This is a genomic window from Microcoleus sp. FACHB-1515 (genome assembly GCF_014696105.1).
Taxonomy (GTDB): domain Bacteria; phylum Cyanobacteriota; class Cyanobacteriia; order Elainellales; family Elainellaceae; genus JAAUTJ01.
This window is the reverse complement of sequence record NZ_JACJPO010000020.1, coordinates 210,384-224,722: the sequence shown is the minus strand read 5'-3', so window position 1 is coordinate 224,722 and position 14,339 is coordinate 210,384. Positions and strand designations below refer to the sequence as shown.

Here is a 14,339-nt window from a genome sequence, read left to right as displayed (position 1 = left end):
CTACTTCCTATGACAGATTCTCGCGTTCTACAGAACGGTTCGTGCCTCACGTTACGGAAGCAAGCTAGGCTTTTGGCATACGACAGCAGTATTTAGACTCAGTGTCATGCCAACCAATCGATCGCTTCAAACCTTGGGTGTGCCGCCGAATGCGTGGTCGGTGGATGCCAACTTTGCCGACATCACACGCCCGCCTTTGACACCGCAGCCGATTACGCTGGCAACCGAAACAAAAGATGTGCGACTTGATTTGGCGAAAGCGGCGATCGTCGTGGTCGATATGCAAAACGATTTTTGTCACCCGGATGGCTGGCTGGCGCATATTGGCGTGGATGTCAGTCCGGCGCAAAGTCCGATCGCGCCGCTGCAAGCTCTCCTGCCCGCCCTGCGGCAAAAGCAGGTTCCCGTGATCTGGCTGAACTGGGGCAATCGCGCGGATTTAATCAACATTAGCGCCAGCGTTCGCCATGTTTACAATCCGACTGGCTTAGGCGTCGGTTTAGGCGATCCCTTGCCTGCCAATCAAGCACCCGTTTTGCAAAAGGGCAGTTGGGCGGCGGCAGTTGTCGATGAACTAGAGCAGTTGCCAGATGATATTTATGTCGATAAGTATCGGATGAGCGGATTTTGGGATACGCCGCTGGATAGCATTTTGCGGAACTTGGGGCGATCGACGCTCTTTTTCACCGGAGTCAACGCCGATCAGTGCGTCATGGCGACTTTGCAGGACGCAAACTTCCTCGGCTACGACTGCATTCTCGTCTCCGACTGCACAGCGACCACTTCACCGGAATATTGCTGGCAAGCGACGATCTACAACGTCCGACAGTGTTTTGGTTTTGTGTGCAGTTCGCACAATATTCTAGATGCCGTGAAGATGAACGAAAGCCGCCGATTGCCCGACGCTTAACAATCTGGAGAAATCAACCATGAATTCCAAAAGCTGTGTGATTCCCGTTATCAAATCGCCGACGGAATATCAGGCGTTTCGTATCAGCCCTGATGCGACAAATCGACTGGCGCTCGTCTTCGACCCCGTAATCGCCAACATGTCGCTCACCTTTTGCGTCGAAATCTTCGATGTAGGTGGAAAAACGCCGCCCAACCGACACCAAATGGCGGTTGAAATGTTCTTCGTCCTGAAAGGCGAAGGCACAGCAACCTGTGATGGCAAAACTGTTCCGATTCAGGCTGGAGATAGCCTGCTCGTGCCGCCCACTGGAATTCATGAGATTGAAAATACTGGGGCAGAGCGACTTTACACCTTGACCATTATGGTTCCCAACGAACACTTCGCGGAACTCATTCGCAGCGGTGTCCAGGTCGAGCTTGATGCCGAAGATATGGCTGTCCTCCGTCGCGCTCCGGCTGCGCTTTTAGCCTAAACCGATGCTGAACGTGCTTCCTCCCACAGTCGTTTCGATGCGGACGCGAGACGGCATTCGGCTCGATGCGGATGTTTACTATCCCGATGCGGACGGTGAATTTCCGGTTCTGCTGATGCGGCAGCCCTATGGCCGATCGATCGCCTCCACCGTCGTTTATGCTCACCCCACTTGGTACGCCGCGCAGGGCTACATCGTCGTGATTCAAGATACACGCGGACGCGGCACATCCGAGGGCGAGTTTTCCCTATTCGGGCACGAAGTCGAAGACGGCGAAGATACGGTGAACTGGGTCTCTCAGCTTTCCCGCAGTACAGGCGTGGTTGGGATGTATGGCTTTTCGTATCAGGGGATGACTCAGCTTTACGCCGCGAGTGCAAAACCGAGTGCGCTCAAGGCGATCGCGCCCGCAATGGTGGGCTATGACCTCTACCACGACTGGGCCTATGAAAATGGCGCGTTCTGCTATCAGCAAAGTTTGGGCTGGGCAATTCAGCTAGCCGCAGAAACAGCCAGACGCAAAGGCGACGAATCGGCATACAAACGGCTGTATGCAGCAGCGCGAATACCGCTGCAAGATCCCGTCAATGTGCGATCGCTCCTGCTCGAAGAACTCGCCCCCGATTCCTTCTACCACGATTGGATCGCCCATCCCACACCCGACGAATACTGGCAAAACCTCAAGCCGAATTTACAGGATGTCGATTTACCGATGCTGCATGTGGGCGGCTGGTTCGACATCTATTTGCGCGGCACAATGCGGCTGTATCGCGAAATGGCAGAACGGACTCAGCCGCAACATCTGTATGTTGGCCCTTGGGCGCATTTGCCTTGGAGTCGGCGCGTGGGCGCGATCGATTTTGGCGCGGCGGCAAACCACGATATCGATCGCATCCAAATTCGCTGGTTCGATCACTTCCTCAAAGGCAAAGATACCGGATTGCTCGACGAACCGCCCGTCCACTGCTTCGAGATGTTTGGCGATCGCTGGCGCAGCTTTCCCGAATACCCAACGACGAACCCCCAACTCCTTTATCTCACTTCAACCGGACTCGCCAGCCTGAGCGAAACCGAAGGTCAGCTTGTTGAACAAATTCCCGATCGTTCCCTCGAACTGCTCGTGCATGATCCTTGGCGACCCGTTCCGGCTTTGGGCGGACATGCAACCTTTCCGGCAGGATCGTTCGATCGATCGAGCCTCGACGGGCGATCGGACATTTTGACCTACACGAGTGAACCGCTCAGCGCAGATTTGCATTTGGCAGGTGAAGTGGTGCTTGAAGTGGATTGCGTTGCGGATGCAGCCAGTTTTGATCTATGTGCGGTTTTGTCGGACGTGCACTCGATCGGCATTTTCAACATCACTCAGGGCTATGCGCGGTTTGACTTGTCGAGTTCACCGCTCCGCATTCCCTTACAGCCAACTTGTGCGCGAATTGCGGCGGGTCACGCCTTGCGCTTGAGTTTGAGTGCGGCCTGTTCGCCTGCGTATGCGGTGAATGCGGGAACGGGTGATGCTCCACGCGACAGTCGGCTAATTGAGGCGCGAGTGATCACTTTGAGAATTGGGGGAGCGGGGCGATCGTTCCTCGAATTACCCGTCGCTCCTTAGAATTCCGGCGGCCAAATTTCGCTGATGACCAGTTCCCAGCCGGGCAGTAGATCGGGCAGCGTCAGAATCTCGCCGTCTTGCAGCGTGACGGGTGCTGCGTTGGAGCGGCGAACTTCGAGCGATCGCTGTTCTGGATTGATTAAGATACCAACCTGCGTTCCTTCTGCCAAAAAGCTGTCAATTTTGTTTCTCAGTCCGGTAAGGCTGTCGCTGGCCGACTTCACTTCTACGATTAGATCCGGTGCGAGTTCAGCAAAGCTGCGCGGACTGCGGCGCAACCGTTCTGCCAGAACAAACGATACATCAGGCGCACGCATGTCCGAGTTTGGCAAAACAAATCCAGCACTTGATCCGGTGACTCGTCCAAGCTGGCGCGGCTTTGCCCAATTGCCAAGCTGACGAGCCATCTCGGTTGCAACTTCTTCTGATTCATACCCTGACGGACTCGTTACAACAATTTCTCCATTGACTAACTCCATTCGATAATCTGGATAGTTGGCTTGCAGCTTTTCTAAATCTTTGAGTGTGAGTGACATTTTTACCTTCCTTTTGATTCATCTCAATTTTAGGGTCGAGATTTCGCTACTTTCGAGATACTAATCTTGTCTAGCTTGAAGGGTATACTGATTGTCAAAGTTGGGTCATTTTTGAATTCATGCTGCATCTGGCGCAGGTAAAAACCCAATCCACCGAGAAGACAACCCTTCAACTGCTGGCGGTCCAAAAATCCGATCCGGTTTGGGAAGTGCTGTCTAGTGAATCGATCGCCACTGTCGATCGCCTCGACTATGAAATTGGCGTGCTGCTGCTGGTCAAGCTGGCCGCATCAGGCGAACTGATCGAGGCCGAATCTGCCAAAGATTGGGTACTTGATTTGGTAGAACAATATCTTGCGGTTGGCATCACGCCCGAAACTTTGCAGCAAGAAGAACAGCGAGCCGAGCAGTGGCGACAATCGCTTACTCTGCAAAGTCAAGAATTGGGACGGCGATCGCTGGAAATGGAAGCGCGGCGCGACCAAATTCAAGACCTGGAAGAAAAGCTGAAAGCCGAAAAGCAGCAGCTAGAGCAAAAAGCCAAAGAAATCGAAGCGCGACACAGTGAAGTGATTGCGCTGCAAAGTGCGATCGATGCCGAAAAGCAGCGAATGCTCGATCGCATTGCAGAACTTGAAGCCCGATTAAATCAGCAGTAGCGGGTTGATTAATGAGTGATCGGCAGGCAAATGTTGAACTTGGTTTCTCCGGGTTTCGACTGAAGTGAAATTGTGCCGCCATGCCGATTTTCGATGATGCGGCGAGACAGTTCTAAGCCGAGGCCAGTGCCTTTACCGACGGGTTTGGTTGTATAAAATGGTTCAAAGATGCGCGATTGAATTTCGATCGGAATGCCCGTTCCCGAATCAGTAAACTGCACTTGAATTCGATCGCCCAGTCGCATCGTGGCAATTTGGATTGTGCCTTTGCCTGCAATTGCATCGATCGCATTGTCAATTAAATTTGTCCAGACCTGGTTGAGTTCGCTGCCATAAGCAAGGATTTTCGGCAGGGTGCGATCGTAACAGCGTTTAATTTCAATGCCTTGCTTCAGCTTGAAGCCAAACAGCCGCACAGTGTCTTCAATGCCCTCATGAATATCAATGAGTTGTTGTGCTCCTTGATCGAGATGTGAGTAGGATTTCATTGCCTGAACAAGTTCGGAAATTCGCTGTGCGCCCCGCAATCCACTAGTGATTAAAGTCATCACATCAAAAGAAAGTGCAAGCCAGCGGATTCCCATTTCTCGCAGTTCAGTCGGGTCATCTTGCCAGCGTTCCATCAGCATCGATAGCGTGTCTGGATCAACATTTCCCATTGCCAGCGGTGCCGCTAGTTTCCACGCATCATGAATGCCATAATTTTCCAGCCAGTCGAGCAGTTCCTCTTCGCGATCGCTCACCGCCATCACACTAAGGGAATGATTGAGAATCGTATCGTGACCGCGATCGCGCACGTTTGTCCACTGCTGCACATGATCGTCATCCATCTGCGCCCGACCTGCCACTAAATTCATTCGTTGCAGTTCCACTAACGCCGGAACAACATCCTGCATCGCTCGCACCACTGCCGCAGCCGGATTGTTTAATTCATGTGCCAATCCAGCCGAAAGCGTACCCAATGCCGCCATCTTTTCGCGATTGCGAATGAACGATTCCAATCCGCGCAATCGCTGTGCAACAACTTGAAAAATTTTGCGCTCAAACTCGCGGCATTCATGCAGCAGTTCAAGAAAATCTTCCTCCAAAATTTGAAAAATTCGGCAGTCTGTTTTGGCATAGAGCGTCACGGGCGTTCGGTCTCCGGTCAACACTTGAACTTCGCCAAAAAAGGCGGGTGCTTCGTGCTGACCGATCGGCATTTCGATTCCTTCACTGGTGCGCGTAATGCTGATTCGACCTTCCATCAAAATCAAGAATCCGCGCCCCGGATCGCCTTCGCGCACAAAAACATCGCCTGTTGCTAAGCGAATTTCTTGAGCGCGATCGCACACCCATTCCAAGCGCGTTCTCGGCAAAATTTGAAACAGTTCGATCGTCAGCAAACTATCCACACAAAGTCCGCTCATGGCTGCTCCACTGAAGAGGTTTTCCTGATTCGATCGTCGGGCGATCGGATTGGCTGAGAACAAGCCTTGAAATCAATTTCAGGCTAAAAGCGATAACCCATTGAAATGGGTTAAAGTTCGATCCCAGTCAGTTTCAACTGACTTTAGCTGTCAGCCCGAACTTTAGTTCAAGGCACTCGATCGCCTCACACTTTGCTCAAATAGCGATGCACAAACTGCACCGCGATCGCGCCTTCTCCCACGCCGGACGCGACGCGCTTCACCGAGCCGTAACGTACATCGCCAGCGGCAAAAATTCCAGGGACGTTGGTTTCCAGCAGGAACGGGTCGCGATCGAGCGTCCAGCCTTTCGGACGTTTGCGCTCCAGCATGAGATCGGGACCTGTGAGGACGAAGCCTTGTTTGTCGCGCTCCACCGTGCCGTCCAGCCAGTCGGTTCCCGGACTTGCACCGATGAAGATAAACAAAGAAGCGGCGGGAACCGTTTCAGTTCCTCCCGTGCGGGCATCGGCGATCGTCAGCGCTTCAAGATGCGTGTCGCCCTTAACTTCTTGAACAGTGGTGAACGGGCGCACGATGATATTTTCGGTCGATTCAATCTGGTCGATCAAATATTGCGACATGCTTTTGGTGAGCGATTCGCCGCGCACCAGCATGATCACTCGTCCGGCGTATTTGGAGAAGTACATCGCCGCTTGTCCGGCTGAGTTTGCGCCGCCGACAATGTAAACATCTTCGCCAGAGCAGGAGAGCGCTTCGGTCATGGCTGCACCGTAGTAAACGCCTGCTCCCGTGAGGCGATCGAGTCCCGGCACATCCAGTTTGCGATACGACACGCCCGTTGCAATCAGCAAAACGTGACAGCTAATTTCGCTGCCGTCTTGAAGTTCTACAACGCGATAGGGATCTTGCACGCGCACCCGCACCACCTCCTGCGGCGACAGCAGTTCCACACCAAATCGTCTGGCTTGCGTCACGGCGCGACGCGCCAAATCTGCTCCGCTCAGGCCAACGGGAAAGCCGAGGTAGTTTTCAATGCGCGAGCTTGATCCGGCCTGTCCGCCCGGAGCTTCGCGCTCAATCATCACGGTGCTGAGTCCCTCAGATGCGCCATACACTGCCGCTGCGAGTCCAGACGGACCACCACCGACAATGACGAGATCGTAGAAGGGGCGATCGGCTTGTGTTCTAAGGCCAATTTTTTCAGCAATTTGTAGGTTGGACGGTTTGATCAGTTTGGAGCCGTCAGGAAACAGAACCAGCGGCAAATCTTGGTGACAGTTCGACTCCGCAAATGTAACTAATTTTTCCGCTTCCAAGTCAAGTTCAATGTCCATCCACTGATAGGGAACTTGGTTGCGCGCGAGAAAATCTTTCACCTGATGCGACTGCGGCGACCAGCGATTGCCGACGACGCGAATGCCTTCAAACGGCGGGCGAAATGAGGCGAGCCAATCATTGAGCAAATCATCAAGAACCGGATAAAGTTTTTCTTCTGGCGGATTCCAAGGCTTCAGCAGGTAATAGTCAATTTGGGTACTGTTAATGGCTTGAATGGCTGCATCCGTATCGGCATAAGCCGTCAACAAGGCGCGTTTTGCATCAGGAAAAAGCGGCAGCGCCTGCTCTAAAAATTCAACGCCGTTCATCTGTGGCATCCGCTGATCGACCAAGAACAAAGCGATCGCTTCGTTTCTCAGCTTCAACTGTTCCACTGCATCGATCGCGCTTTGACCTGAATCGGCGCGAACAATCCGAAAGCGATCGCCATATTTTTGTCGTAAATCGCGGGCGATCGCCTGCAACACTTCGGGGTCATCATCAACGGTGAAAATTGCAGGTTTAGCCATATTCTTTTCCAACAATCAGCATTTTTTAAGTGTGGCAGAAATGTCCAAAAATAACCGCATTGAGGAATACGCCTACCGCATGAAATTCGATGGCAAAATTAAAAAGATGCCCAAGCGATCGCTTAAGCATCTTCAAAAAGATTCACCAAACGTTAATTAGACAAGCGCGATCGCTCTACCAAAGAGCAGGAACGGGAGCGCTGGGAGCCGCTGGCGGGGCGACTTCGGGCACGGGAGCGGGCGGCGGCGAAAACGGCACCACCGGAACGGGCGGAATGTCATTGACGGTTGAAAGCGTGGCCGAAGAAGCAGGCAGCAACAGCAGCGAAGTATCAAAAGGATTTTCTTGATCGGGTGTGCGAATAATGCCGTCGCTTAAAGTTTGATCGCGCAGTGCTTCGCGATAGAGGCGATCGACTGCTCGTCCATCTCCAGCGATTTCATTGTCTGTGAAGCTGTTGAGAAAATTGGTTCCCACGCCCAACACAAAATCAATTTGGCGACCGAGCCTGCGGTTTTGATAAAAGTTGCCGTCGTTGGCATAAAACGCTCGCAGAAATTCATCATTGAGTGGACGAGGCGGATCGCTTGGATTAACAGTTTGTGCGGCTGCGACATTGCCGATCGAGCTAGCGGCCATTGCGATTGTTAGCCCTGTGAATATTCCCCGCAGTTTCATAGACATACGTTCAACTCCTCGCATTGATTCTTCATCATAATGCCTTTGTGAAAAAGGTAATCAAATTCTGCCCATCATTTGCGGTCAAAATGACGGTTTGAGCAGGAATTTCTCAATTCGTTGAGCGAGTCGATCGCGAAATTTTGCAATTCCCCAATTGCCCAACCAAAGCTAGGCTATTGAGAGGAATTTATTCGATCGCTATGGATGCTACTGTGCTTGCTTCGCTCACCGATATTGCTAAACTGCGTGAATATTTGCTCGATTTGTTTTGTCAAGTCGCCTATCGCGAAGGCGATTTTCTGCTCTCGTCCGGCCAGCGCAGCACCTACTACATCAACGGCAAGCAGGTGACGCTGCATCCACAAGGGTCGCTTGCGGTTGGGCGTGTGCTGCTGTCGATGTTGCCTGCCGACACTCAAGCGGTTGCAGGCTTGACGCTCGGAGCCGACCCGATCGTCAGCGCAGTCAGCGTTGTCGGCGCAACGCAGGCGCGATCGATCGCCGCTCTCATCGTCCGCAAAGAAGCCAAAGGACACGGCACACAGGCTTACATCGAAGGGCTGGCGCTGCCTGAAAACAGTTCGGTTGTTGTCCTTGAAGATGTCGTCACAACTGGACAATCCGCCCTCAAAGCCGTCGATCGCCTGCGCCAAGCGGGATACAGCGTCGATCGCATCATTGCCCTGGTCGATCGACAGCAGGGCGGCGCGGAACTTTATCAGCAGCAGAATTTGCAGTTCGATACCGTCTTTTCAATCGCCGATCTGCAAGCACGCTGGGCACAACTGCACGGGTGATCGATCGCTGCCAATGCAATTCATTCATGGATGCAATCGATCGAATCAATCGATCGCGCTTTGGGAGAACCGCTACAATCAATTCCTGCCCTAAATTCACCTGATCAATCTTTGAACCGCCGACCCGCTTCTACCGGACTGCTCTACGCGATATTGGCCTATGCTGCTTGGGGAATGCTGCCCATTTACTGGAAGCTGTTTGGGCAAATTCCGGCTGTGGAAGTGTTGAGCCACCGCATGATCTGGTCGATGGTGCTGCTGACCGGACTGCTAGTTCTGCTGAAGCGGCGATCGGAACTGGCCGAAGCGATTCGGAAACCAAAAGCGATCGCGCTGCTTCTTGCCACTGCCCTCCTGCTCACGTTCAACTGGGGACTGTATATCTACGGCGTGAACAGCGATCGCGTTGTCGAAACCAGTCTGGGCTATTTCATCAATCCGCTGGCAAGCGTGCTGCTGGGCTTTGTATTTCTCAAAGAGCGGTTGACTCGCGCTCAGGTGGCGGCTGTGCTGCTGGCCGCTGTCGGCGTGGGCTATTTTGTTTGGAATGTCGGTCAGGTTCCGGCGATCGCCTTGGGACTCGCGTTTTCATTCGCCTTTTACGGACTGCTCCGCAAAATTGTTCCAGTCGCGCCAATGGTTGGGCTGGCGATCGAAACGCTGTTGATCACGCCGATCGCGCTGCTGCTGGTTGGCTATTGGGCGGCCACAGGTGTCGGTCATTTTGGGACAGACTGGCGAATTAATCTGCTGTTCGTTGGGGCAGGCGTCGCGACTTCGCTGCCGCTGTTGTGGTTCAACAATGCCGCCAAGCGGCTTCAGCTTTCAACTTTAGGCTTTTGCCAGTACCTCGCGCCCAGCCTGCAACTGCTGCTGGGCGTTTGGCTGTATCGCGAACCGTTCACGCCCGCTCATGCCGTCACGTTTGGCTGTATCTGGTCGGCGCTGCTGATTTTCTCGCTGAGCGCGGTCTGGCAGCGATCGCGCCATCACTAACTATTTCAATTTTTTAACAACCAGATCAACAATAGCAAGACCAATTGTTTTTACGCGAAGGTGGTATTTTTTATACTCAATTTTCTTAAATTTACGGTCACTGAGAATGTTATGAAGCAGTGTAGTTAATATAACAAGCACAATACAGTTTAGCCGCTGAAAAGTAACAAATTCGATTCACGTTTGTCCCTTAGCGCAACTCAAATAATGTGACACCTATCTTGAGAAAATAGTGCATCTCCTCTCAATTGCAGTTGTTTAATTCGTTTGCCTGATTAATGGTGGTTACAACCTTGTGCAAACACCATCTCTTAACAGAATTTCCATGCTGATCGTCTACTACACGAATTTGGGAGCGGGATGGGAACCATTAACCTACATGGTTAATCTTGCAGTAGAACTGTTTGAAGCCGAGCTTTTGGTGTTGGATGGTAAGAGGCCAAACCGCTTTCAGCAGCTAGAATATTTTTTGAGAAGACGAAAAAATACAGGCGGCGAATCTTGCCTGCTCATCTGTCCAAACCCCACCCTTCTTTTGTCTCTCTCGCTGATTCAAGGTTGGAGAAAACGTTTTAACCGGATTGCAGCCTGGATTATTGATTCCTATTGGGTGGATTGGATACCAAAAATCATGCAGGTCTCTCAGCTCTTTGATCACCTTTTTGTCACGACTCAAGAAGACGTGTTGGAATGGCAAAAGCTGATGAAAACTCCAACAACCTGGCTGCCTTGGGGCAGCGATGCTTTACGGCTTGGGGGAAGAAATTCAAACCGAATTTGGGACTTAGTTCGTGTTGGACGACAGCCACTTGAATGGGAAGATGATTCACAAACCGCACAGTTTTGTCTCGATCGAAACCTGCGCTTTCATGGACGACCCCAATTCTTTGCAAATGCAAACGAAAATCAAGCTAAACTCATGGAGTTTTATCGTCAAACAAAGTTTTCGCTTGCTTTTTCTAACATTGCCAATCCAACAACCTACACGCATCCATCGCGTGAATATTTGACGGGGCGCTGGGTTGATGCTTTGGCTTGTGGCGCGGTTGTGGCCGGAATTCCGCCTAAAGCGCCAAGCATCGATCGCTTACTGTGGGAAGGTGCGACTCTGGATTTGCAGTCGGTTCACATCCAAGAGGGGCTACAAATTATCTTTGAAGCAGCGCGAAACTGGAGAGCCGAGCAAGCAGAAAAAAACTATCAGCAAGCGCTAGAGCGACTTGATTGGCGCTGGAGATTTGCAGCGATCGCGGATACTCTTAACGAGTCACCAAAGCGCCTACACGATGAACTGCAACTCCTCAATCAAAAAATTGAGCGCTGCATGTGTTGAGGCTGCAAGTTCTACCTGCGAAAAGAGTCAGAATTTTTTGCTGTGGCGCACATCGTGACGGTGAATTGAATATTCGATCGCACTGACGCAACAGCCTTCCCTCATTCAACGCCAAACTCGCACCACGCGCCCTTGGATCTCCTGACCATACCAAGGCGTATTGCTCGATCGCGATTTCAGCGTTTGCTCATCGACCCGCCAAATCTGCTCAGGGTCAAACAAAATGCAGTTGGCGGGTTTTCCAGGTTCGATCGCATTCAAACTCAAGCCCAGACAGCGAGCCGGATCAACGCTCAGCTTGCGCCACAGATCGATCGCCGTCCACTGCCCTGATTTCACCAAACAACGCCACAGCAGCGGCAAGGCTAGCTCCAGCCCGATCGCTCCTGCGGGCGCTTCGGCAAACGCCACCGTTTTTTCTTCATAGGTGAACGGACTGTGATCAATGGCGATCGCGTCGATCGTGTCGTCTTGCAATCCGGCAATGAGAGCTTGGCGATCGATCGGGTTGCCCAGCGGTGGGTCAAGGTGCAGACTGGGTGCGTAGCTGATCAAATCATTGGTGTCGAGCAGCAGGTGCATCCAGGTTGTGCTTGCGGTAATCGGCAGTCCTTGCGCTTTGGCCGTGCGAATCAGGTCAACGCTGCGAGCGGTCGAGAGGCGCATCAGGTGAACGGGCGATCCGTCCCGGATCAGCTTGGCTGGTCGCACAGTACTCCCGGTGCGGTAGTGTATCTCAGCGACAATTTCCAGCAGAGCCGCGATCGCGCTGGTTTCGGACATGGCTGGATTTCCGGGTAGACCCAGCCGAATGGAGTTTGCCCCTTCACGCATGACGCCATTGCCAGCAAGCTTGGGATCGCAGCAGTAAAGCGCGATCGGACGATCGATCGGCTGCGTGTATTCCAACAGGCGACGCAACAAAGCAGAATTGGCGATCGGCTGACCGTCGGCAAATCCCACTACGCCTGCTGCCGCTAGTTCCACCAGTTCGCTCAACGCATTACCTGCGGCATCTTGCGTGAATGCACCCCAAACGTGAAGCTGCACTTCGTCGCCTTGCGCGAGTTGCCGCACTCGATCGACGTTCGCCGGATTGTCCACAGCAGGATGCGTGTCAGGCAAAATTGCCACCTGCGTAAAGCCGCCTGCTTTGGCCGCCTGCATGAGGGAATCGATCGTTTCTCTAGATTCAAATCCGGGTTCTCCCGAATGGCTGTAGAGGTCGATCAGTCCAGTTCCCAACACTAAACCAGGGCGATCGATCACTTCATCTGCCTGCGCGTCGATCGAGTCGGCAATTTCTGCAATCACGCCATCGGCTAGCAAAACATCCGTGACGCGATCGAGGGAAGCGATCGGATCAATCAGCCGGACTTGGCGCAACAGGTGACGAGGCATGGCGAAAACCATTCAGGGAACGGCTGAAATCGTAGCACCTGATGGGCTACAAATGGGCTACAGTGCGCCTGCCGCTGTGCGATCGATCACGCCGCCCAAATGCGACGTAATGTTCATCGCTTTGATAATCGGTTTGTCGCTTGCGCCTTTGGGATAGTCGATGACGCTGACGGCTCCGTTGCCCTGCTTGAATGCCCAGAAATGTTCAGGACTCCAGCCGACCAGATGACACAAAATCGCTTTGTTGACCGCATCGTGAGCGCTGACAAGAACCGTTGTGGGGCGATCGTCGCGCAGTTCGGTGGAGGAAACGATCGCCTCCCAAGCGCGGCTCGATCGATCCCAAACCTGCTGGAGATTTTCACCTCCGGGCATTTGCACGGTATGCGGAAGTTTCTGCCACTGATGCAAGTCGCCCGGAAAAGCCGCTTCGATTTCCGCTTCCAGCTTGCCTTCCCAAAGTCCGTGACTAATTTCCTGCAAATCGTCGATGAATTCCAGTTCGACATCGGGGTGATGCTGCAAAATGGCCTGAGCCGTTTGTTTGGGACGCAGAAGCGGGCTGCTGACGGCGCGATCGATCGGCACATCGCGCAAAAACGCTGCCGCCTGCTCTGCCTGAATCTGTCCCTGCTCGTTCAGCGGCACGTCGATCTGGCCTTGAAAGCGCTTTTGCCGATTCCAATCCGTCTCGCCATGTCGCACCAGCAACAGCCGAATCCCTTTTTGCTTGCGCCGCAGTTTCGGCAAGGTTTCGCCCAGATGCGCGGTGAGATTCACCGATTCCATCTGCACCATGTCGCCCAGCAGCCCATTCAAGTTCAAAACGCTGATGCCGCAGTTTGACTGGTGCATTCGCGGATAGTCTTGCGGCTCCAGTCCGACAGCCGTGTTGATCAAGGCGCGATTGATGCCGCTGTGTCCGACGATCAGCACGGTTTGCCCGTCGTGCTGGGGCAAAATGTCTTGCCAAAGTTTGCGGGCTTGGTCATACAGCGCGGGGACAGGGTAGAAGTTTTCGATCGCCCCAGCCTTTTCAATCTGCATACAAAGTTCGTGCGGCGCTTCCGTCCACTGGCGAAAGCCTTCGGGAAATTTGGCTTTCACCTCGTCAAACTTCATGCCTTCCCACAGCACCAAGTTGATTTCCTTCAGGTTGTCGGTGAAGCGAATTTCCGGTTGGGGGCGATCGCCTCCCCAGGTCGATCGAATAATCTCTGCTGTTTCACGCGCCCGTCGCAGCGGACTGCTGTAGATCGCATCAAACTTGACATCTTTGAGCGCGATTCCCGCTTGCTGCGCTCCCGATCGCCCTGCTTGAGTCAAAAACGATTGGTCACAGTGACCTTGAACGATGCGATCGACGTTGAACGTACTTTCACCATGCCGAACCAAAATCACGCGAGTCGCCACGTTGCCCTCTCAGTGCAAACCAAATTCAGTGCAAGCCAGATTGCATTCTACCGCGATCGGCAAGTGCTGCCTGCAAGGATTTGAGGGCTTCCGTTTGATTGCCCAACAAATCAGCTTCAGTGACTTCACCGCCTTGTCTGCCGCTGGTAAAGCGATCGCCGCTCCGTCGATCGAGCAAAATGCCATAATCCAGGTTGAGGGTGATTTGGCTTGCCCTCGTTTCCATCTCGATCGAGCAAGTGCGATCGCGCAATTTCCTGGGCAAC

Annotated in this window: 14 protein-coding genes; 7 read left to right on the top strand and 7 right to left on the bottom strand. The window is 53.0% G+C overall.

Translation table 11 applies throughout. From position 1 onward, the window contains the following. Positions 1–106: 106 nt before the first annotated feature. The 3 genes from H6F67_RS06705 to H6F67_RS06695 are packed head-to-tail and all read left to right on the top strand — an operon-like array spanning position 107 to position 2,997. Positions 107–910: a cysteine hydrolase family protein gene (locus H6F67_RS06705; protein WP_190764572.1), complete on the top strand. Its 804-nt coding sequence runs from the start codon at positions 107–109 to the stop codon at positions 908–910. A gap of 19 nt (positions 911–929) precedes the next feature. Further along, a complete protein-coding gene (locus H6F67_RS06700) occupies positions 930–1,385 on the top strand; it encodes a cupin domain-containing protein (protein ID WP_190764570.1) in 456 nt (151 codons plus the stop codon). Positions 1,386–1,389: 4 nt separating this feature from the next. Next, a complete protein-coding gene (locus tag H6F67_RS06695; RefSeq protein ID WP_242020532.1) occupies positions 1,390–2,997 on the top strand; it encodes a CocE/NonD family hydrolase in 1,608 nt (535 codons plus the stop codon). On the opposite strand, the gene H6F67_RS06690 is transcribed toward H6F67_RS06695, so the two are convergent. Beyond that, a complete protein-coding gene (locus H6F67_RS06690) occupies positions 2,994–3,533 on the bottom strand; it encodes a Uma2 family endonuclease (RefSeq protein WP_190764568.1) in 540 nt (179 codons plus the stop codon). The genes H6F67_RS06695 and H6F67_RS06690 overlap by 4 nt on opposite strands. A 119-nt stretch (positions 3,534–3,652) precedes the next feature. On the opposite strand from H6F67_RS06690, the gene H6F67_RS06685 reads away from it, so the two are divergent. Continuing rightward, on the top strand, positions 3,653–4,192 hold the full coding sequence (locus tag H6F67_RS06685; RefSeq protein ID WP_199304266.1) for a hypothetical protein: 540 nt from the start codon (positions 3,653–3,655) through the stop codon (positions 4,190–4,192). Between the two features lie 8 nt (positions 4,193–4,200). Here the strand turns inward: H6F67_RS06685 and H6F67_RS06680 are convergent, their stop codons facing one another. The 3 genes from H6F67_RS06680 to H6F67_RS06670 all read right to left on the bottom strand — a co-directional run bounded on the left by H6F67_RS06680 (position 4,201) and on the right by H6F67_RS06670 (position 8,136). Continuing rightward, the gene (locus H6F67_RS06680) at positions 4,201–5,601 is read right to left on the bottom strand and encodes a sensor histidine kinase (protein ID WP_190764566.1); all 1,401 of its coding nucleotides are present in this window, start codon (positions 5,599–5,601) and stop codon (positions 4,201–4,203) included. 185 nt (positions 5,602–5,786) lie between these two features. Continuing rightward, on the bottom strand, positions 5,787–7,451 hold the full coding sequence (locus H6F67_RS06675) for an FAD-dependent oxidoreductase (protein WP_190764564.1): 1,665 nt from the start codon (positions 7,449–7,451) through the stop codon (positions 5,787–5,789). Between the two features lie 175 nt (positions 7,452–7,626). Then, positions 7,627–8,136 carry a hypothetical protein gene (locus H6F67_RS06670; RefSeq protein WP_190764562.1) on the bottom strand — a complete coding sequence of 170 codons (510 nt, stop codon included), beginning with the start codon at positions 8,134–8,136 and terminating at the stop codon, positions 7,627–7,629. A gap of 197 nt (positions 8,137–8,333) precedes the next feature. Here H6F67_RS06670 and pyrE point away from each other — a divergent pair, with 197 nt between their 5' ends. From pyrE to H6F67_RS06655, 3 genes are all read left to right on the top strand, one after another. Continuing rightward, entirely contained in the window at positions 8,334–8,930 is a 597-nt protein-coding gene (pyrE, locus tag H6F67_RS06665; RefSeq protein ID WP_190764560.1) for an orotate phosphoribosyltransferase, read from the top strand. A 30-nt stretch (positions 8,931–8,960) separates the two neighbouring features. Next, positions 8,961–9,926, top strand: a complete 966-nt coding sequence (gene rarD / locus H6F67_RS06660) for an EamA family transporter RarD (RefSeq protein WP_190764559.1) — start codon at positions 8,961–8,963, stop codon at positions 9,924–9,926. A 631-nt stretch (positions 9,927–10,557) separates the two neighbouring features. Next, positions 10,558–11,259, top strand: coding sequence for a glycosyltransferase (locus H6F67_RS06655; protein ID WP_190764557.1), 702 nt, complete (start codon positions 10,558–10,560; stop codon positions 11,257–11,259). Positions 11,260–11,364: 105 nt separating this feature from the next. Here the strand turns inward: H6F67_RS06655 and H6F67_RS06650 are convergent, their stop codons facing one another. The 3 genes from H6F67_RS06650 to H6F67_RS06640 are packed head-to-tail and all read right to left on the bottom strand — an operon-like array spanning position 11,365 to position 14,338. Continuing rightward, positions 11,365–12,660, bottom strand: a complete 1,296-nt coding sequence (locus H6F67_RS06650) for a dihydroorotase (protein WP_190764555.1) — start codon at positions 12,658–12,660, stop codon at positions 11,365–11,367. Positions 12,661–12,717: 57 nt separating this feature from the next. Beyond that, entirely contained in the window at positions 12,718–14,073 is a 1,356-nt protein-coding gene (locus H6F67_RS06645; RefSeq protein WP_190764553.1) for a histidine phosphatase family protein, read from the bottom strand. A 25-nt stretch (positions 14,074–14,098) separates the two neighbouring features. Next, positions 14,099–14,338: a hypothetical protein gene (locus H6F67_RS06640; RefSeq protein WP_206753892.1), complete on the bottom strand. Its 240-nt coding sequence runs from the start codon at positions 14,336–14,338 to the stop codon at positions 14,099–14,101. Position 14,339 lies beyond the last annotated feature (1 nt).